At 42.8% G+C, this 20,159-nt stretch carries 15 protein-coding genes; 4 read left to right on the forward strand and 11 right to left on the reverse strand.

The features are described 5' to 3' along the window. Together ACJ751_RS14800 and ACJ751_RS14805 are read left to right on the forward strand one after the other, a co-directional pair. Positions 1-495, forward strand: a 495-nt coding sequence (locus ACJ751_RS14800; protein WP_407746276.1) for a methylenetetrahydrofolate reductase, incomplete at its 5' end; no start/stop codon positions are given. Positions 496-497: 2 nt separating this feature from the next. After that, positions 498-2,045 (forward strand): hypothetical protein, encoded by a 1,548-nt coding sequence (locus tag ACJ751_RS14805; RefSeq protein WP_407746277.1) that lies wholly within the window; start codon positions 498-500, stop codon positions 2,043-2,045. Between the two features lie 24 nt (positions 2,046-2,069). Here ACJ751_RS14805 and ACJ751_RS14810 read toward each other — a convergent pair whose 3' ends face one another. From ACJ751_RS14810 to ACJ751_RS14820, 3 genes are all read right to left on the reverse strand, one after another. Further along, on the reverse strand, positions 2,070-2,765 hold the full coding sequence (locus ACJ751_RS14810) for a porin family protein (protein WP_407746278.1): 696 nt from the start codon (positions 2,763-2,765) through the stop codon (positions 2,070-2,072). Positions 2,766-2,925: 160 nt separating this feature from the next. Beyond that, a complete protein-coding gene (locus ACJ751_RS14815; RefSeq protein WP_407746279.1) occupies positions 2,926-4,872 on the reverse strand; it encodes a peptidylprolyl isomerase in 1,947 nt (648 codons plus the stop codon). 4 nt (positions 4,873-4,876) lie between these two features. Next, positions 4,877-6,316: a redoxin domain-containing protein gene (locus ACJ751_RS14820; protein WP_407746280.1), complete on the reverse strand. Its 1,440-nt coding sequence runs from the start codon at positions 6,314-6,316 to the stop codon at positions 4,877-4,879. Positions 6,317-6,502: 186 nt separating this feature from the next. Here ACJ751_RS14820 and ACJ751_RS14825 point away from each other — a divergent pair, with 186 nt between their 5' ends. Next, on the forward strand, positions 6,503-7,759 hold the full coding sequence (locus tag ACJ751_RS14825) for a pyridoxal phosphate-dependent aminotransferase (protein WP_407746281.1): 1,257 nt from the start codon (positions 6,503-6,505) through the stop codon (positions 7,757-7,759). A 69-nt stretch (positions 7,760-7,828) separates the two neighbouring features. Here ACJ751_RS14825 and ACJ751_RS14830 read toward each other — a convergent pair whose 3' ends face one another. Further along, the gene (locus ACJ751_RS14830; RefSeq protein ID WP_407746282.1) at positions 7,829-8,077 is read right to left on the reverse strand and encodes a hypothetical protein; all 249 of its coding nucleotides are present in this window, start codon (positions 8,075-8,077) and stop codon (positions 7,829-7,831) included. Between the two features lie 209 nt (positions 8,078-8,286). On the opposite strand from ACJ751_RS14830, the gene ACJ751_RS14835 reads away from it, so the two are divergent. Beyond that, a complete protein-coding gene (locus ACJ751_RS14835; protein ID WP_407746283.1) occupies positions 8,287-9,417 on the forward strand; it encodes a glycosyltransferase in 1,131 nt (376 codons plus the stop codon). A 46-nt stretch (positions 9,418-9,463) separates the two neighbouring features. Here the strand turns inward: ACJ751_RS14835 and ACJ751_RS14840 are convergent, their stop codons facing one another. The 7 genes from ACJ751_RS14840 to infB all read right to left on the reverse strand — a co-directional run. Then, on the reverse strand, positions 9,464-9,955 hold the full coding sequence (locus tag ACJ751_RS14840) for a SixA phosphatase family protein (protein WP_407746284.1): 492 nt from the start codon (positions 9,953-9,955) through the stop codon (positions 9,464-9,466). Positions 9,956-10,169: 214 nt separating this feature from the next. Then, entirely contained in the window at positions 10,170-10,805 is a 636-nt protein-coding gene (locus ACJ751_RS14845; protein ID WP_014222228.1) for a response regulator transcription factor, read from the reverse strand. A 249-nt stretch (positions 10,806-11,054) separates the two neighbouring features. Further along, positions 11,055-12,902: an amidophosphoribosyltransferase gene (locus ACJ751_RS14850; protein WP_407746285.1), complete on the reverse strand. Its 1,848-nt coding sequence runs from the start codon at positions 12,900-12,902 to the stop codon at positions 11,055-11,057. Positions 12,903-13,365: 463 nt separating this feature from the next. Then, positions 13,366-14,007, reverse strand: a complete 642-nt coding sequence (locus tag ACJ751_RS14855; RefSeq protein ID WP_407746286.1) for a response regulator — start codon at positions 14,005-14,007, stop codon at positions 13,366-13,368. A 15-nt stretch (positions 14,008-14,022) separates the two neighbouring features. Continuing rightward, complete coding sequence (locus ACJ751_RS14860) at positions 14,023-16,770, reverse strand: PAS domain S-box protein (RefSeq protein WP_407746287.1); 2,748 nt, start codon at positions 16,768-16,770, stop codon at positions 14,023-14,025. Positions 16,771-17,048: 278 nt separating this feature from the next. Further along, positions 17,049-18,422 carry a peptidylprolyl isomerase gene (locus ACJ751_RS14865; protein WP_407746288.1) on the reverse strand — a complete coding sequence of 458 codons (1,374 nt, stop codon included), beginning with the start codon at positions 18,420-18,422 and terminating at the stop codon, positions 17,049-17,051. A 177-nt stretch (positions 18,423-18,599) separates the two neighbouring features. Next, the coding region (infB, locus tag ACJ751_RS14870; RefSeq protein WP_407746289.1) for a translation initiation factor IF-2 at positions 18,600-20,159 on the reverse strand (1,560 nt) is incomplete at its 5' end.

The following is a 20,159-nucleotide window of genomic DNA, read 5'->3' on the forward strand; positions in this document are numbered from 1 at the left end:
CTGAATACCGGTATTTACCTGGAAGAAGACATCCGCGATGGCTTTAAAACCGACTTCTGCTGCGGCGTGGCCGGTTATCCTGAGAAACACTTTGAAGCACCCAACCTGCAAACCGACCTGGCCTTCCTGAAGGCTAAAGTAGCTGCGGGCGCTGAGTATGTGGTAACGCAAATGTTCTTCGATAACCAGAAATACTTCGACTTTGTAAAACGTTGCCGTGAAAATGGCATCACCATACCCATCATTCCAGGTTTGAAACCCATTACCAGCAAAAAGCAATTGTCGGTTATTCCCCGCACTTTCCATGTTGATATTCCCGATGATCTGGCCAATGAGATCATGAATTGCAAAACGGATGCTGATGTTGAAAAAGTTGGAACAGAATGGCTGTTACTACAATCGAAAGAATTGAAAAAAGCCGGCGTACCAGTTCTGCACTATTATACCCTGGGCAAGCCCAAGGTGATCTACAATGTAGTTAAGGAAATAAAATAACGATGCAACAAACAGGCTTTAACAGATTGCTTGCTGGCCTGTTTTTTATTGGGGCATCGGTTGGTGTATACTTTCAGTTTGCGTATCATAAGTTTTTGAATAATGATACGCTGAGTTACATCAACCTGGCTGAAAGATATGCGGCCGGCGACTGGCAACATGCTATTAATGGCTTTTGGTCGCCCCTCTATAGCTGGATACTATGTTTTTGCAAGCTGGCAGGGTTACCTTTTTTGCCATGCTGTTATATAATAAACTTTTTGGTAGCAGGGCTGGGCTTGTACGTTTTGTGCAAACTGGCCCAGCGTTATATTACAACGCCTGTATTTTACTACACATTTAACTGCTACCTGCTGCTATTGCTGTTGTTCTATGCCATGTCGGCCCTTACGCCCGATTTGATGGCAGCTGTTTTTTGTTTGTGGTTCCTGCTGCTGGTAACCGATCAACGTTTTGAATATAATAAACAAATGCCCTGGTGGGCGGGTGTTATTGCAGCGTGCGCCTTCTTTGCCAAGCTGTATAGTTTTGTGCCCATGCATCTGTTTATGGGTAGCTGGCTGTTGTTGCTGCTTGTAAAAAACCGGTCGTTCAAATCAAAAAAGCTTATCCTTTTAATAAAAGCATATGGGCTTTTTATTCTTCTTTCTTCCAGCTGGATAGTGGCGATAAGCCTACATGAAGGCAAGCCGGTTATTACTACTGCAGGCCCGTTCAATCATTATTTTGTGAGCCCCGATTATGGTAAGGGATTCCCTACCGATGAAGGTTTATATGCGCCGCCTTTTAATGAGGCTTACAGCGCACATATTAACCCGGCTCATTCACTGGATCAATACGATTGGTCGCCCTTTAGTAATGCCCGTAACTTTAACTACCAGGTAAACCTGATAAAAGCCTCCGTCAGGAAATTGATAATGAACCTGGATGGCACCGGCGCCAAATGGTTAATATTATTATTTTCATTATTGGTATTAGCTATTAACCGTAAAAAGCCGGTCAAGGAAAATTGTGATCGCAGCATTCATAAAATAGCCTGGTTCTTTGTTTGTTATCCATTGCTATACCTGCCCTTATTTATTCTTGACCGCTACATTTTAACCTGCATTATTCTGTTTCATCTGTTGCTTTTCTTTGCGGCGCAACGGGCCTGGAACCTGGTAAACAAAAAGCTGTTTACGCCTGTATTTGTTCTTTTACTGCTTTTAAGCGTATATCCTTTTCTTACAATTGGGTATCGTAAATTAACCCAGGCATCAGGCGATTACCAATACCAAAAAAGTTTTTATCAGCAGTTACCGCAATTGTCGTTTTTGAAGGATCAATCTATTGCGGTTTATCCTACTGCCATGGTTGAAGCCACCCAGCTTTGTTATTATTTCCATTGCCGCAATTTTAGTACCTGGACCGATAAACAATACCAGTCGCTGAAAAAGTTCAATATCCGTTACCTGGTTTCAAAAAGGGACCTTTCTGAATATCCTTTTCTGCTTAAAAAGAAAAAACTGTTTCTTGTTCAAGAAACAGTTTACATATATGAGATCCAATAAAAAGTTTGGGAGTTGAAAGCGCTCTTATAACTTAAAGCCTATTGAAATGCTTAGGACCCGGTGCTTGTTCTGATTATCATCTGAACTGTTTGTGCCCGACTGCAATTTGGCTAACCCATAGCCATAATTGAGACCTATCAAAAAATCTTTTAACTGGAATCCTGCAGTGCCATTTAACCCGTAATCGAATCTTCGCATTACGCCTAAACCAGCGCCCTCTTCAGTTTTAAATGTAGTAGGGTCATCATTGCTGAATTCTATTTTTTCATTGTTGCTATATGCCAGACCAAGGGTCTTTCCTTCAATTTTACGTTTACCACCAACACCCATGGCTATGTAGGGGCCTGCTCCGAAATAGAAATTTGATTCCTTATCAAGGGGAAGTTTAATTACAGCATTTACAGGTAATTCAACATACAATGGGTTGGTGGTTGCCTTGTAATAATTAACGTCGCCGGGACTACCACTTTGAAGCCGGGATCCTTTACCGGTAAATAATAAACCTGGTTGAATGGCCAGCACTTTGGTAATACTAATATCTCCCATTATACCGACATGAAAGGACGTTAGCAGGTTGGCATTATCTACTTCTCCTTTACTATCATAAGATACATTGGCAAAGTTTACCCCGCCTTTTAACCAGGCGGCGCTTTCCTGTGCAAAAGAAGTTACACTAATAGTACCTAAAACGAATAAATAAACCAATCTTTTCGCGATCATAAGAGTTGTTTTTTACAGGGTGTTATGAAAAAGTTCTCCTATGACCTTTTTTGTTGTTCGAGGTTTAATTTTATCCGGGATCATATATAAAAAAATGCTACTTTTTCAAGTAGCATTTTACGTGTATTCAATTGAATAATGTAGTATGGATGTTCCCTGGTTATTTTGGCAGTTTTTTCAGTTCTGCTTCATTTATTTTAACCGGATATTTCTTCTTTAAGTCTGCTATCCATTTTTCTTCGAGGAATACCTGGTAATCGTTGATCACAAAACCACGGGCATCGTTAAACCCACGCATTTCGCGGTTAGGGTATAATTTAATTATGTAGGCAAATGCGACCGTATTATCATTTTCATTTCTCACATTGGCAGTAACCAGTCCTTCGGTAAAATTGGTTCTTTCTACAACAGGTATCTGGCTCAATTCAAAACGGCCGGAATCGCCCTGTAAGTGACCGGCGCTGGCATTGATATACTTTTGCCAGTCCTTATAGTTGTCTTTAATTTTTGTTCTATACTCTTCCGATGCCTCTTGGTTGGTGGCAGTAAGAATAATTGCATCGGCGCTGCTTTCCCACCAGTATTTGTCTTTATGGGCATTGTAGTAGTTGCGCAACCCGGCAGAATCAATGGAAGCAGGATCCCAGATGTTGCGTTGCATAATTTCGAACAACAGGTTTCCTTCTTTAAACTCGTTCAACTGATCCTTAAAGTCTTTATTGAATTCTTCCAGGTGTTGGCGGTAGTAATCGAAAGCGCTTACTTCAGTAAACTCCTGTAACATTTGCGCCCTGGTTTTACCAGCCTTCATATTTTCATAGTTACGTAACGTTTCCAGGTAAGCCTGAAAATCTTTTACGGTAACTGTTTTTTTAGTGAAGGAGAATAACGGTGTTTTAAGGGTAACATCTGCAAAAACGGGTATGCGTTTATTATCTAAAACACTATCGGCTATTACAAACAGGTGTTGCTCGTTTACATTATTCTTTTTAAACCCGGTTACCTGAAATACTTTTTTCAGCAACATTTTTTGTGATACTTCCAGCCGGTCGGTTGCCACTATTCGTTGCTTCATTTCGTCGCGCAACTGGTTATTGGCAGTATCGCCGGTGGCAGGTTTGTACGCCAGCCTTTTTATAATGTGATAGCCAAAACTGCTTAATACCGGCTTGCTGATCTCGCCATCTTTTTTAAGGGCAAATGCGGCATTTTCAAATGGCAGTTCGTATTGTCCAACGCCAAACTCCATCATTTCACCCCCTGCCTGCCAGGAGATGTTATCGTTGCTGAACCTGGTTACCAGTACTTTAAAATCGCTGCCACTAGTCAATTCGTTATAAATGGAATCGGCTCTTTTTTTGATCGTTTCTTTTTGCGCTTCGGTGGCGTCGGGCGGAAATGCCAGTAATATTTGCGCCACTTTCATTCTGCCCTGGCCTTCTCTTTCGCCCAGGTTTTTGAAAATGTGAAACCCTGCTTTACTGCGAATAGCTGCTGTGTATTTATTAACCGGGGTGCTGTACACTGCGTTTTCCAGTTCGTATGGTAACACCAACGAGGTTATGTACCCGATATCGCCTTTATTTTCTGAAACGGTAGCATCTTCAGAATACTGTGTGGCTACTTTTCCAAAATCCTGGCCTTTCTGCAATTCGCTATAAGCGGCATTGATCTTATCCTGCGCTTTCTTTATATCATCAAGCGTTGCATTTTTTCCGGCAGCCACAAAGATGTGGGCAACATGGATGTCTTTTTTGCTGCGAACAATGGCTTCGGTAGTAAGGTCATTGATACTGCCTTCGTCGCGTACATAGCCATCCAGTATCTGGTTTCGAAAGCTGCTCACTTCTGCCTGCTGGTTAGACAGGGTATCCATTTTTTTATCAAGCGCTGCCTGTACTTTCAGCTTGAAGCGAATGTACAGTTCCAGGTAATCGTGGTACGACTGATCGGTTGGCTTGGTATCCGAATTATTCTTGTTGTAGGCCTTTAGAAATTCATTCTTTGTAACCGCTTTGCCGCCGTAGGTAAACAATACCTGAGCGTTTGCAGCCGCAGTCATGAAGATCAATAATGTAGCAACAGCCGCTTTACTGATAACAGTCATAATGCTAGTTAGATTTTTTAGTTTTTAGTTTAAGATCAATCACCTCATCCAGTTGCTGGTAGCTGAGCTTTTTGGCTATGATGTTTTTGTCTTTATCGAGCAAATATAAAATAGGCGTTTGGTACACATCATAAAGCTGACGATAATTAGGTTTGTTTGCCGCTTCCTCTTCTTTTTGCTGGGAAGGTAACTGATACGCATGCGTCCAGCCGGTGAGCTTATTATCGTTTATGAATTTTTTCCAGTTCTCTTTGCCGCCATCTACCATTACGCCGTATAAAGCAACTCCTTCATTTTTCCATTTGGCTTTATAGATCGAATCAACTTTGGGTACGGTTTCTTTACAATGGCTGCAGGTAGGATCCCAGAAACAGATCACTACAAAATTGCTTTTTAAATTATGCAGGGGGGCCGGTTTGTCGAGCGTATCAACCAGGTCAAGTGGCGCGGCCGGTTGCCCAATCAGGTTAGCCATCATGCTGTAAGCCCTTTTGAAGGTATAATCTTTATACTGTTGGGTAAAGAAGTCGGCCTGGCCGGTATTGATGTATTTTTCAAACAGGTGAACAAATACGGCGTCCTGACCCATGTATTCAGGATTTATGTATTTCTGTACAAAATGCACCATCAGGAATTTAAACATCTCGGTGCTGCTTCTTGAATACAGTAACATGTGGTCTACTTCCGCTATTATTGAATCGGGGTTCGGCACTACCAGTTCTTTATAATATTTTTCCAGCTTTGCTTCAAAGAAGGGAGTTCGTACCAGTCTTCCGTCATCGAAGGAAACACCATCCCAGTAATGTGATTTAAAATATTTATATGCGAAGAGCGAGTCATATTTTCCGCCCGGATGTTTGGCCCCTGGTGGTATCACCGGTTCTTTCATTGCCTGAAACAGAGCCGATAAAAATGAATTGGAATTTTTAGCCACCATGCTATCACGGTACAATTGCATTTTATCGGTCAACCATTTTAAGCGGGTTTTCAGCTTCGTAGAATCTTTTGCGGTCTTTGCCGCCTTTAATTCTGTATTGGTTTTATTGATCTCGTTGCCTATCTGGTTGGTGAACCGGGTATACAAATGGAAGAGTTTGTTTTCCTGCGAACCCGTAAAAACAACATTATTGGGCAGGGAGGCCGAGTCGGCGGCGATGGAAAACTGTTGTTGTTTATCTATCAGCAGCTCGAACAGGATCTCTTTATGGGGAGAAACAATAAAGTAAATACCGCCTGGCAACGGTTCCTTTCCCGAAAATACGCCTTTGCCATTCTCATCCAGCATGGTGGAATCGGCCAGGGCTTTTAACCTGCCATAATAATAACCCAGATAAACGTAGGTATTCTTATAAGGCTTTAACGTAATAGGAATGTTATAACCCGATTGTGCCTCAGTTAACATACAGCTTATCAACAGGATAGCCAGCGATAAAAGTCTTTTCATAGTATTGCAATAACAGAAAAATACCTGAATTATTGAAAATTAAAACGCTTAAGTTGTTAAATCCTTGCAAAGGTAACGGGATATACATGTTAACATAGGCGAAAAGTTAGATGTTATAGAGTGGATAGCCTGTTTACATCCCCTAATTGGCAGCGATAGGCTATTTTTGCATTATAATATTTACAGATGAAACTTAGCCATCTTGCAGAAACTTTAATTGGGTCGGAAATTGTAAAACTGGGCGGCGAAATACGCGATAAGATCCGTGCGGGAGAAAGGATCTATAACTTTACTGTCGGTGATTTTGATCCTGCTATATTCCCTATTCCCAAAGAACTGGAAGAAGAGATCATTAAGGCCTACCGGGAACATTTTACCAATTATCCCGCCGCAGAGGGTAACCTCGACCTGCGGGAGGCGATTGCTCACTTCCTGAAAGAACGGGAACAGCTCAGCTATAAAGCTTCCGAAATACTGGTATCCTGTGGCGGCCGGCCGCTTATCTATTCGCTGTATCGCGCCATTTGCGATAAGGAAGATAAGGTAATTTATGCAGTTCCCTCCTGGAACAATAACCATTATACGCACTTTATAGGCGCAGAACATGTAGTGGTAGAAGCCCGGGCCGAAAACAACTTTATGCCCATTGCCAAAGACATAAAGCCCCATTTAAAGGGCGCTACCTTACTGGCTTTGTGTTCGCCGCAAAACCCTACCGGCACCACTTTTACCAAACACGACCTGGAAGCCATTTGCGATATGGTGCTGGAAGAAAATAGCCGCCGGGGTGATAATGAAAAGAAGTTATATGTGATGTACGATCAAATGTACTGGCAGCTTACGTTCGGAGATATTGAACACTGTAATCCCGTATCGCTTAGACCTGCCATGCAGCCCTACACGATCTTCATTGATGCCATCAGTAAGTGTTTTGCCGCTACCGGGGTACGCGTGGGCTGGGCGTTTGGTCCGCAGGTTATTCTCGATAAAATGAAAGCGATCATGAGCCATATTGGTTCCTGGGCGCCAATGGCCGAGCAAAAGGCTGTTGCCCGCTTTATGTACAATAAAGAGGCGATCGATAATTACCTGAAGCATTTTAAAGGGGAAGTAGAAGTGCGTTTGCGGGATATTTACAATGGTTTGCAGCAATTGAAAAAAGAAGGTTTTTCCGTTGACGCCATTGCCCCGCAGGCTGCCATATACCTCACTATAAAAATTGACCTGGTTGGCAAAAAAACAGCCACTGGCAACCAACTGACGCAGCAAAGCGATGTTACCGCTTACTTGTTGAACGAAGCAAAACTGGCCGTGGTTCCCTTTTATGCGTTTGGGGCCGACAACTCATCTCCCTGGTACCGCTTAAGCGTGGGTACCTGCAAAAAAGAGGAGATTGGCGAAATGATAGACCAGCTCAGGAATGCCTTAAAGAAATTAAGTTAAGCAGCTATAAAAGCAAAGCGAGATAAAGGGTTTTCCTTTATCTCGCTTTTTTATTATAAGTACAACCAGTTAATTTTTGTTGCAGATAAATACAAAAGGCTTTAAAGTATCTTTTTCTATTGTCTTTTGTAATTGGGCCTTTTTTGTAAGGATGCGATATTTCTGCAAATCGAAAACTTCATGCGCCAGGCAAAAACTTTCCAGTGTTTCAAAATCCCCTAATAGCGTATTCAATTGCTGAAGCTCATATTGCATGGCTTCCTGGTTTGTATAAGCTTCCTTTACCAGAATGAGCAAATCGCGATTAGAGTTTTTCATTTCACATCGGCTTTAATAACCTACAAATCCCCTGTTTAAACCACAACCGCATTTTTTGGACGAACCGCCACCTGCGATGCGATTACCGGAACTGCAACCGGCCATAACCAGGCTAATTAATAACACAATTAATACGGAATAACTTACTTTCTTCATATACTTGGTTCTTACTAAATTAAACTATTTTACGAACAAATTAGTACTTCAGTTTGGCCGAATTAAACAATTTTAACATCCCGTCGCAAAAACCCATCGTACTATTATCGCCACTCGATTGGGGATTAGGCCATACCACCCGTTGTATTCCCATCATCCACGAATTGTTACAGCAGGGATGTTCAATTATTATAGCCTGTAATTCAACGCAAAAAGTGTTGTTGGCCAGGGAATTTCCCGGGCTTATTACATATGTGCATCTGGCAGGCTATAATTTGAAATACGGCAAAAAGAGGTGGGGTACAATAGTCCGGATCATTCTCCAGACTCCAAAAATATTGATCCGAATCAATAACGAAAAGAGCTGGTTAAATATTTTCCTGAAATCGCAACACGTTGACTGTATTATTTCAGATAACCGGTACGGTTTATACACCAGCAACATTCCTTCAATTTTTATTACGCATCAATTGTATATAAAAACCGGATTGGGCAAAGTAGCTGACCGTTTGGTTCAATGGTTAAACTATCGTCGTATTAACCGGTTCTCCAACTGTTGGGTGCCTGACCGCAAGGGAACAAAAACGCTGGCAGGCAGGTTATCAAACCCTGTTACATTACCAAACATCCCTGTACAGTATATAGGCGGACTTAGCCGGTTAAAAGCCTGTTCCGCTACAACCAATCCCATTCAATTACTGGTCATTCTTTCAGGCCCTGAACCGCAACGCAGCATATTTGAAAACCTTTTGTTGAAGGAACTGGAACAGCAACCGGGCAAAACAGTCTTGGTAAGAGGATTGCCGGGAGAAGGTGAGGCCGTGCAGGTTAAAAACAATATAACTATATACAACCACGCGCCAGCGGGCCTGCTAAATAAATTGATGTGTAATGCGGAGTTGGTAATTAGCCGTTCGGGGTACACCACGGTGATGGACCTGTTAAAGCTGGGTAAGAAAAGTATTTTAGTACCCACGCCGGGACAGGCAGAACAGGAATACGTAGCTGCTCATTTGCACAATGAACAGCTGGCCTATACCATTTCACAAGCGCAGTTCAACTTACAAAACTCATTGGCAGCAGCCAGTAAATTCCCTTATCAGGTAAGTCCCTGGCCAATGGATGATTACGAAAAGGCGATCCAGGAATTGATAGATCAAATCAAAGAATCAAAGCAAAAGTGATCTCATCCGTTCTCCCATCCATCCCAAAAATCCCATCTATCCCAGTTCAGACAGATTTCGGATAATCAAAGAACCAGTATTCTTTCCGGGCATCTTTGAATTCAGCCCAATCCTTAATATCAACTTTAATGGCAAAGATGGCGCAGGTAGGCATATCGTCGATGCGAACATCGGTTAACTCGTTGGCAAACTCGGTAATGCCGGGATTATGCGCAAAGAGGGCAATGGTATTTGCTGATGAAGGCGCTTTTGCTATCACGTCATAAAACGCGTCGGGACCGGCCAGGTATAATTCAGGTGCCAGAATGATGTCGTCTTTATCGCCACCATATTCTTTAATGAACAGCGAAGCGGTTTTGCGGGCTCTTTTAGCGGAGCTTGCAATAAAAGCATCGATCTTCACTTTTCGATCGAGCAACCGCGCCGCCATTTTGGGCGCATCTTCTTTACCTCTGTCATTTAAAGGACGATCAAAATCTTCAACACCGGGTTGATCCCAACTGCTTTTTGCGTGCCTTATGATTATTACTGACTTCATAAAAAATAAAAGGGGGATAAATCCCCCTAAAAATAATGAGTTCGATCAAAGGAATCAGAAATTTAACAGGTTCACTGTTATTAAAATTGGTTCCCCATAGGAAGCTAAACGGTCGGCAGGTGCATTTGCCGCAAATACTTTGCCAAATGCACCTGCCGACCGGGGAAAAATACGATTAGTTAGGTGTATTATTATCCAATAAAAGAAAGGAGAATTACAGTCCGCTCGAATTGATATAGTTAATCAGCGATGCTGTATTTTTTACTTTTAATTTCTTTAGGATGTTGTGCCGGTGAACTTCAACGGTTTTTATAGAGATGGCTAACTTATCTGCTATTTCTTTTGACGATAACCCGTTGCGAATAAGATTTATCACCTCTATTTCGCGTTCAGAAAGTTGGTTCAAACCATCTCCGCCTTCTTCTTCATTCATCATTTGCTCAGAAAGAATGTTCTTCACCTCCTGGCAGATGTACACATTGCCGGCTGTTACCTGGTGAATGGCATCGAGCATTTCCTTACGGGGAGAATTCTTGGTTACATAACCCCGGGCGCCCAGGCGCAGCATTTTCTTTGCATACGCAGGTTGCGAGTGCATTGATACGGCAATAACTTTTGAACCGGGCGAGAGTTTACGGATCATTTTTAAAATGTCAAACCCATTCAACGGGGACATGTTAATATCGAGCAGCACAATGTTGGGACGCTTGTCCCGTGCAATTTCAATAGCTCGTTGACCATCCCCTAATTCAGCAATAACTTCCAGTTCTTCGTTCCGTCCTAACAAATACGACCAGGTTTCGCGGATCAAGGTGTGATCATCAACAATCATGATGGTAATTTTACTCATACGAATTTTTTTTCAGTAGTGTGTGTGAATGAGCTTTTAATCTGCACAATTGGCATACAAAACAGGCACCAGGTCTGTTTCAGTACCTATGTACAACTACTAATGATGAGCTTATACCTTAGTTTTCCGGGGGGTACTGAAGAGGTTACATATAATCCCGTACCTGATATTAAGCATTTTTTCTGATATATGCAAATACCAAATTAAATATGCATTAATAACAGTATAACTTTCAATCTAATAAGATTTTTAATACCCTCTTACGTTCTTACCCTCCATATAGTTGATAAAAGCCTTATTTACCACCCGGTTGCCGCCAGGGGTCGGGTAATTACCGGTAAAATACCAGTCGCCTGTATTGGTTGGACACGCTTGGTGAAGGGACTCTATTGTCTGAAAAATTACCTGCACCGGGATTTCAAGCCCTTTGGGGGTAATTAATTCAGCAACTTTATTCGAGATCTGTTCGGTTGTGAATGGTTTATAAACGTGCTGAACCACGTTTTCCGTATGTAGCTGGTCTAAACGTTGCAATTCTTTACATCTTTCGTACAATTCTATCAGACAATTTTCCTTGCCCTGCTCTTTCATTAATTCCGTAGCCGCTTTGAAGGCAATAAAATCGCCCAGCTTACTCATATCAATACCATAGCAATCGGGATAGCGGATCTGAGGCGCCGAAGAAACAACAATGATCTTTTTCGGTGCCAGCCTGGCCAGCATCCGCACGATGCTTTCTTTAAGGGTTGTACCTCTTACGATAGAATCATCAATCACCACCAATGTATCAACTCCCTTTTCCACCGTTCCGTAGGTAACGTCATACACGTGCTGCACCATTTCATTACGGCTTACATCTTCTGTAATGAAGGTACGCATCTTAACGTCCTTAATAGCGATTTTCTCAATCCGTACTTTACGGTTGATCATTTCAGCCAACTCTTCTTCGGTAAAATTCTTACCCCAGGATAGTATACGCTCAATTTTTACTTTCTTTAAATAATCATCGAGGCCTTTCCATAACCCGTAAAAGGCTACTTCGGCCGTATTGGGAATAAATGAAAAAATGGTGTGCTTAAGATCGTTATTAATTGACTCCAGGATCTGGGGTGTCAAATTATAACCAAGTGCATTCCGCTCGCGGTAGATCTTCTCATCACTTCCGCGCGAAAAATAAATGCGCTCAAAGCTACAGGCCTTGCGTTCTTTTGGTTCTACCACCTTGTCGATGGTGAATTCGCCATTAGCTTTTACCACCAGGCCCATACCGGGCATCAGTTCCTTCACCTCATTTTCGCCCACATTGAACACGGTACGGATGGCCGAACGCTCTGAAGCGGCTACAATCACATCTTCGTCAATATAATAATATGCAGGACGTATGCCATGAGCATCCCTGAATACAAATGAATCGCCATTACCCAGCAAACCACCAACGGTAAAACCACCATCGAACAAGGGTACTGCTTTGCGCAATACACCTAATACATCCACATCGATCTGTGAGTGTTCATCGCCTTTAACCAGAAAATGATGGATCACTTCCATCATAGCGGCCAGGTCGCTTTGTTTTTGAAACTCGCCCGGCTCTATATTGATGAGGTTAAACAACTCATCGGTATTAACCAGGTTAAAGTTACCAGCCAGCGCCATGTTACGGGCGGGGATGGTGTGGCGTTTTATAAATGGATGACAGAATTCTGCATTGTTCTTTCCCTGGGTGCCGTAGCGGAGGTGCCCCAACAGCAATTCACCGAGAAATGAAATATGTCCCTTCATTAAGCCGGGGTGTTTCATTACATCGGGCTGGTATTTTTCCAGCTCTTTCACTTCTGCACTTACTTTGCTAAAAATGTCTGCAATGGGTTGATTGGCAGCGCTTCTAATTCGGGAGAGAAATGGGTAACCAGGTTCCACATTCAGCTTCACAGCGGCCAAACCAGCGCCATCCTGACCTCGGTTGTGTTGTTTTTCCATGAGCAAGTACAGCTTGTTAAGGCCCCACATTACTGTACCGTATTGCTGTAAATAGTAGGAGAACGGCTTTCTTAAACGGATGAATGCTAAACCACATTCATGTTTTATTGCATCACTCATGTATTACTCCCGATTATAAAAAGAAAGCGCAAAGCTACGAGTAATTAAGGAAAAGAAGAAATGTGAGGGAGCGTAGAAGTGTTAGAGAAAAATGAAAAAAACCCCCAGTCTTCATAGGTATGGGGGTTGTTCCTCATCAGGACATTGGATCAATATCTGCGCCGGTTTGTTTTTTAATTTAAACGGGCATTGGACGGTTCGGCTTTCGCTAGGATCTGGATTACGGACGTTGGATTTTGATTGTTTTACTATAGATATTGGTAGCACAAACATCTTATTTTTTCTGAAAGAATTCACAAATTATTCAATGTCTTTTAAACACTTAATGAATTTTTTCAGCAGGATATAAAGGTTTACCCCTAGACGATTGATACATATCCCCCAAATTGGTGATTAATTGTCCCTTATATTCTTACTAATAAACATTAGTTATACTCTATATATAATTGTGCATTACACACAATTACATACTCGTAGCTACATTATTAATAAAGTTCACCAGCGAAGCTGAGTTTTTCAGTTTCAGCTTTTTCAGAATATTATGCCGGTGCACCTCTACTGTTTTTAAAGAAATATTCAGGCTCGTGGCAATCTCTTTCGATGATTGTCCTTCCTTAATAAGATTAATGATCTGAATCTCCCGCTCAGTGAGGGCGTTTACATTCGGCACATCCTTATTTTCTTCCAGCACCAGTTCAGAAATATTATTCTTTATTTCATCGCAGATATATTTATTACCGCTATGCACTTCCATGATGGCGTTTATCATTTCTTCCTTAGAGGAATTCTTGGTAACATAGCCACGGGCGCCAATCTGCAACATTTTTTTGGCGTAGGCCGGTTGTGAGTGCATGGAGATACCAATAATGCGGGATGCAGGCGATACCTTCCTGATCTTTTCTGTGGCTTCAAACCCCGAAATAGGCAGCATGTTTATATCCATCAACACAATCTGTGGTTTCTTGTTCTTGGCCATTTCCACAGCCTGCTCCGAATCGCCACATTCGGCCACTACAGTGAAGCGGGGATCGTTATTCAGGATAAAACTCCAGGTTTCCCGTATCAATTTGTGGTCATCTGCAATTAAAACACTTATTTTTTCCATAACCAATAAGGGGGTTTAGATATTTGAAATAGGGACATTAATTTTCAATTTGCACCCTTCGCCCAGGGCTGTAACAATATGCACACTCCCATTGAATAATTGGGCGCGGCTGGCTATGTTCGACAGTCCAACTCCTTTTTTCGAGCGCACTTTATCCAATTCAAATCCTTTACCATCATCACTGATCGTAAGGTCAACCGCATGACCTTCGCTATCTGCAATCAGTTCAATGACCAGGTTCTTGGCTGCAGCATGCTTTAAAACATTATTCACCTGCTCCTGGATGATGCGAAAAAGCATCAGCTTTCGCTTTTCATCCAGTATATCATCAATAGTTCCGGAATAATAAAACTCCACGTGCAGGCGGCGCGTGGCTTTTATATTTTCAACCAGGTCCTGTACCGAATCTATTAGACCGAGATCACCAATACTTGGTGGCACCAGCGACCGGCTAATTGTCCGGATCTCATTTATAGCATCGGAAATATTATTGGTACTGCGTTTAATCAGGTCGATCCGGCTTTTGTCGTCTGTTTCTGCCAGTTCAAGGTATAATTTAGCCGTTGACAATATCTGGTTCACATTATCATGTAATTCCTTGCCAATTTCGGCCCTTTCTTTTTCCTGGGCGTTCACTACCGCCTGGGCAATCAGTTTTTGTTTATCTACCTGCTGTTTTAATAATTTCTTTTCCAGTTCTTTTTTATCGGTAATGTCCTGCATGGACCCTACCATCCGGGCTATATTTCCGGAATGGTCATAAATTAAAAAACCCCGGTCAAACACCAACGCATATTCGCCAGTAGGTTTTATGAACCGGTATTCGTCTTCCCAGATCTTGGAAGTACTATCTGTAATAAACTTGTTTAATCCATTCACCACGCGGTCGCGGTCTTCGGGGTGAATACAATTTTCCCAGAAGTTCGATGAATTATCTACATAACCGGGTTTAAATCCAAAGAGGGTATAAATGCCTTCACCCCAATACAAAGTATTGGTGTTTACATCCCAATCCCAAATGGCATCGTTGGTGGCCTTGGTCACCAGCAAATACCGTTCGTTGCTCAATCTTATCTTTAGCTCGGCATTTTTATTTTCAATGATTATGCGCAGCAAACTAACCACCCGTTCAAAGATGCTCAATTCACTTTCGGTTGGGGTGGCCGGATACTTATGATACACGGCAATAGTAGCCAGTACATCATTGGCTGCATTTAAAATAGGGAACGACCAACAGGACTTCAGTCCGAATTGTAGGGCAAACCCTTTGTAATTCTCCCATAAAGGATCCGCATCAATGTCAACCGTAATTACTCTTTCCTTTCTGTAAATAGCAGTGCCACAGGAAGCCACACAGGGTCCTATCTTCACGCCATTTATTCCGCGTGTGAATTCATCGGGCAGGCTGGGTCCCGACAAATGCATGATAGTTTGCTTGTCATCATTCACCATGATCACGGAGCATATGGTGTCGGTAAACGTTTTTTCGAGCCCGCTCAGGAAATAATCGATGGTTGCCTTTAGTGAAGCAGCCGGTTGGGCATTTATTTCCAGCACCTGCTTTTCCAGCTCCAGTAACCGTTCCTGCTTTTTACGATCGGTAATATCACGGAAGTATATAAAGGCGCCTTGCGAAAACGGATACACACTTGTTTCGAGCCAGCGATTGAACGTAGGCAGAAAATGTTCGAAGTTGGATGAATTGTCTTTATTTATAGCCTCTATATAGTGGTTATACTCAGAAGTGCCAATGAAATTGGGGAAGATCTTATCAACGCCGGAACCGATCACATGCTTTGATTCCAACCCTGTCAACCGTTCTACGGCATGGTTCCAAAGAAATATGGTCAGCGTTTTATCTACTGCTATAAACCCATCGGTGATGCTGGCCAGGATGTTTGTAATACGTTCGGAATATTCTTTAAGCTGTTGCTGGCTGCTCCGCAGCTCGGTAATTTCATTCTGGGTGGTCCAAACCCGTAATAACTTTCCATTTTCTACCACACCCACCAGGTTATTCAAAAAGTATCGTTTATTTCCCTGGTGATCTATATGCATGGAAAGCCGGCGGTATATTTTATAACCTTGTTGTATAAACTCTTTTACAACCTGGTAGGTAACAGGCTCGTTGGGATCAAAGAAAACCGATACCGTTTTTCCAATGACATCGCTGGCATTTTCATACCCATAAAAATGCGCCATCTGATCGTTACACTCGGCCAAACACCCGTTAAACAATTGTTGAATTTGTTTTTCTTCCGGATCGTTGATTTTTATTGGTGTTTGTAATTCACATCGCCAAATGATCTCTGAGCTTTGCTGTACAAATGCCTTATATCGTTCGGTAACTTCTTTTAATTCCTGCCGGGTGGCTTCAAGAAGGGCTGCTACATTCTCTGCCTCCCCGTTGCTTTCCGCAATGGCGTTCCAGGTTATTATATTATTTATTTTATGATTGCTCTGCTGGCAGGTGGCGGTGAACCCAACATGGCGTACGCCTGATTTTCCTTTCAGCGCCAGTTGTATGTTCAGACCAGTATCAATGCCGGTACCGGTATTTAGTATTGCCTGTAGTTTGGGCTTATCGGCAGCGTCAATAATTTTTTTAAAGGAATTGCCAATCAATTCTTCCTGATGCTTTCCGGTAAAAGAAAGCAAGTCAGCTGAAGCTGATAAGATGATACCCGCCATGTCTGTTTGCAGGCTAAGGGTGGCATAATCAAAAGCTACTTCAGGAATGGATTTCTTCGACTGTTTTAACATACAGCTTGTTGTAACTTACATGATACATTTTGAATTAATATTTACATGTAAATACTTATACAAAATACTTAAAAGCTCGTTCATGCCAAGAGTCGGAAAGGCGTTTCTAAGTCATTTAAGTGTTTACACTTAAATTTAAATGATTATTTATTGCAATGAGTAACACATTATCTCAAAAGCGTATACACAATTTTTAGTTAGGCTTCCTACCCTGATACCGGCAAAAAAGTAGCCCCGGCGGTACCGCCAGGGCTACGTATAATCAATTTCTTTTTTTATTATTTATTTCCGGCTGCTGCGTACTGGATCCAGTTATGCAAAGTGCCGCAACTTTTAAATTCATCATCGATCATGATGTAATAGGAAGGGATCTTTGAGGCAAACCAGGATTCAAGTGCATGTTGTTTTTTTACTTCCAATGCATCTTTAGCCAGCCGGTCATAATCATCTTTCAGGTTCTCCACGTGTGGCTCGGTGCGGGTTTTCAGGTAAACGATGCGTACACTTTTTTTACCTCTGTCATCAGTATAAGGTGTAGGCTTTGAATACTCACCTGGTTTTAGTCCTGTTTTTCCGAGCATTTCAACCAGGTCTTTATCGAGCTGGCCTAATTCCAGGAAGGTTGAACCGGCCTGGTTTTGTATATACCCACCAGTGAATTTTGAGTTCTCATCATCGCTGTAGCGGGCAACGGCCTCACCAAATGTGATGGTTCCGGCAATTAATTTAGCCCTTACAGAATCGAGTTTATTAACGGCTTCGTTGATCTCGTCGTCGGTGACTGTGGGAACACGCAAAATATGACGAACGATGGCGTCGTCACCGGCGCGGCTTACCATTTGAATAATAAAATAGCCCAATTTTGATTTGAATACCGGCGAGATCTGTCCTTCTTTAAGGCGGAAGGCATTGCTCAACCAGATAGGGTCCCATTGTTTTTCTGTACGGTTAATGGAGTATTGACCACCATTTTCTTTACTGCCGGGGTCCTGGGTATATAATTTGGCAAGGGTCTCAAATTTCTGCTGACCTGATTCTACCTGCTTTTTAAAATCATTTAACTCATCGATGGTCAGTTTTTCAAGGTCGCGGCTGGCTTTGGGGCTCACCACGATTTGACCTATCACCACTTGCGATTCATAATAAGGCAGGCTTTTCTGATCCTTCTTCATGAAGAAGTCTTTTACCTCCTGCGGAGTGATCTTGATATTCTCTACGATCTTATCGCGCATGCGCTCGGCGAGCTTCCTTTCCTTAAAGGTGGTGCGAAAATCTTCTTTGATCTGATAAACGGTGCGGCCGGCAATTTCTTCCAGGGCTTCTTTTGACCCATACATCTGAACAAAACCGCGGATCTGGTTATCGAGCAAGGCGTCAATTTCATCGTCCCCAACCTGGATGGAGTCTTTTTCGGCCTGCAGCACCAATGCCTTCAACGTAAGTATCTGCTCCATAATGGCGCAGTTGGCGTTTTCAGGAACCGGCTCTCCGCGGCGCTGACGGTCGAGGATATCGTTATACACATCAGATTTTAATATGATCTTATCGCCTACAATGCCTACAATTTTATCGGCGACTACTTTACGTGGGGCCTGGGCTACCGCAATGGTTACAAAAAGCAAGGCGGTAATAAAAGTAAAAACAGACTTCATCTGAATATTTTTGAAAGGGACAGGGGCCAAATTTACTGGTTACCCTGTTGGCAAAGATGTTATTTAACAAAAGTTTCGTGCAAAGGCCCAAGGTACAAGGCTCACGGAACAAGAATTAAGAAAACAAGGCACAAGAAGGAGTTCCGACTTGTGCCTTGAATCTTAGGTTTTGTGCCTTTATAATGTACGTTTTACTTCTTCCAGTTCAAACGCTTCTATTATATCGCCTACTTTAATATCGCTAAAGTTTTTAACCGTTAAACCGCACTCCATACCTGAAGGCACTTCCTTCACGTCGTCTTTGAAGCGTTTCAAAGACTGCAGTTCAGCGCTTTGTCCTTCACCCTTAGGATACTCTACGATACCATCGCGAATTACGCGGATCTTAGAGTTACGCAGGATCTTACCATCGAGTACATAACAACCTGCAACGGTAGCTTTATCGAATTTGAAGACGTTGCGTACTTCCACGTTGGCAACGATCTTTTCAGTGATCTTGGGTTCCAACATACCTTCCATCGCGCTCTTCACCTCTTCGATTGCGTTATAGATGATAGAGTAGAGTTTGATCTCCACGCCTTCGGATTCAGCCAGGCGGTTAGCCTGTGTTGAAGGCCGCACGTTGAAACCAACTACGATGGCGTCGGAAGCTGTTGCCAGCATTACATCACTTTCACTGATAGCACCTACTGCTTTATGTACTACTGATACAACGATCTCTTCGGTCGACAGTTTCTGTAATGAATCGCTCAACGCTTCTACCGAACCATCAACGTCGCCTTTAAGGATCAGGTTCAACTGTTTGAAGTTTCCTAATGCCAAACGACGGCCAATTTCATCGAGCGTGATATGTTTCTTGGTACGTATACCTTGTTCACGTAAGATCTGAGCACGGCGGTTAGCTACATCTTTGGCTTCTGCTTCATCTTCATATACTTTAAATTTCTCACCAGCCTGAGGGGCACCGTTCAGACCCAGGATCAATACCGGGGTAGAAGGCGGCGCTTCGTCAACGCGTTTGTTACGTTCGTTGAACATAGCTTTTACGCGGCCAAAAAACTGACCGGATACTACCAGGTCGCCATGTTTCAGGGTACCGTTTTGAACGAGAACGGTAGCTACATAGCCACGTCCTTTATCGAGGGTAGCCTCAATGATGGTACCGGTTGCTTCACGGTCGGGGTTTGCTTTCAGATCGAGCAACTCCGCTTCGAGCAGGATCTTTTCCAGCAGGTTGTCTACATTTAATCCCTGCTTGGCGCTCAGTTGCTGGCTTTGGTATTTACCACCCCATTCTTCAACCAACAGGTTCATACCTGCCAATTGTTCGTATATTTTTTGTGGGTTGGCGCCATCTTTATCGATCTTATTGATAGCAAAGATCATTGGTACACCGGCAGCCTGTGCGTGGCTGATGGCTTCCTTGGTTTGCGGCATTACCGCATCGTCAGCCGCCACTACAATTACTGCTATATCGGTTACTTTGGCACCGCGGGCACGCATGGCGGTAAACGCTTCGTGACCGGGTGTATCGAGGAACGTTATTTTCTTGCTGTTAGGCAGTGTTACTTCGTAGGCCCCTATGTGCTGGGTGATACCACCCGCCTCACCGGCCACCACATTCGCACTGCGGATATAGTCAAGTAATGAAGTATTACCGTGGTCAACGTGACCCATGATGGTAACGATGGGAGCGCGGTGATGCAGATCTTCTTCATTATCCACGTCTTCTACTTC

The organism is Niastella sp. (assembly GCF_045805085.1).
Lineage (GTDB): Bacteria > Bacteroidota > Bacteroidia > Chitinophagales > Chitinophagaceae > Niastella.

Coding starts and splice junctions, on each gene's coding strand:
- ACJ751_RS14810 (WP_407746278.1), bottom strand. CDS start 2,765: ATGATCGCGAAAAGATTGGTTTATTTATTCGTTTTAGGTACTATTAGT.
- ACJ751_RS14865 (WP_407746288.1), bottom strand. CDS start 18,422: ATGAAGTCTGTTTTTACTTTTATTACCGCCTTGCTTTTTGTAACCATT.
- ACJ751_RS14840 (WP_407746284.1), bottom strand. CDS start 9,955: ATGAAGTCAGTAATAATCATAAGGCACGCAAAAAGCAGTTGGGATCAA.
- ACJ751_RS14830 (WP_407746282.1), bottom strand. CDS start 8,077: ATGAAAAACTCTAATCGCGATTTGCTCATTCTGGTAAAGGAAGCTTAT.
- ACJ751_RS14855 (WP_407746286.1), bottom strand. CDS start 14,007: ATGGAAAAAATAAGTGTTTTAATTGCAGATGACCACAAATTGATACGG.
- ACJ751_RS14860 (WP_407746287.1), bottom strand. CDS start 16,770: ATGTTAAAACAGTCGAAGAAATCCATTCCTGAAGTAGCTTTTGATTAT.
- ACJ751_RS14845 (WP_014222228.1), bottom strand. CDS start 10,805: ATGAGTAAAATTACCATCATGATTGTTGATGATCACACCTTGATCCGC.
- ACJ751_RS14805 (WP_407746277.1), top strand. CDS start 498: ATGCAACAAACAGGCTTTAACAGATTGCTTGCTGGCCTGTTTTTTATT.
- ACJ751_RS14825 (WP_407746281.1), top strand. CDS start 6,503: ATGAAACTTAGCCATCTTGCAGAAACTTTAATTGGGTCGGAAATTGTA.
- ACJ751_RS14850 (WP_407746285.1), bottom strand. CDS start 12,902: ATGAGTGATGCAATAAAACATGAATGTGGTTTAGCATTCATCCGTTTA.
- ACJ751_RS14815 (WP_407746279.1), bottom strand. CDS start 4,872: ATGACTGTTATCAGTAAAGCGGCTGTTGCTACATTATTGATCTTCATG.
- ACJ751_RS14820 (WP_407746280.1), bottom strand. CDS start 6,316: ATGAAAAGACTTTTATCGCTGGCTATCCTGTTGATAAGCTGTATGTTA.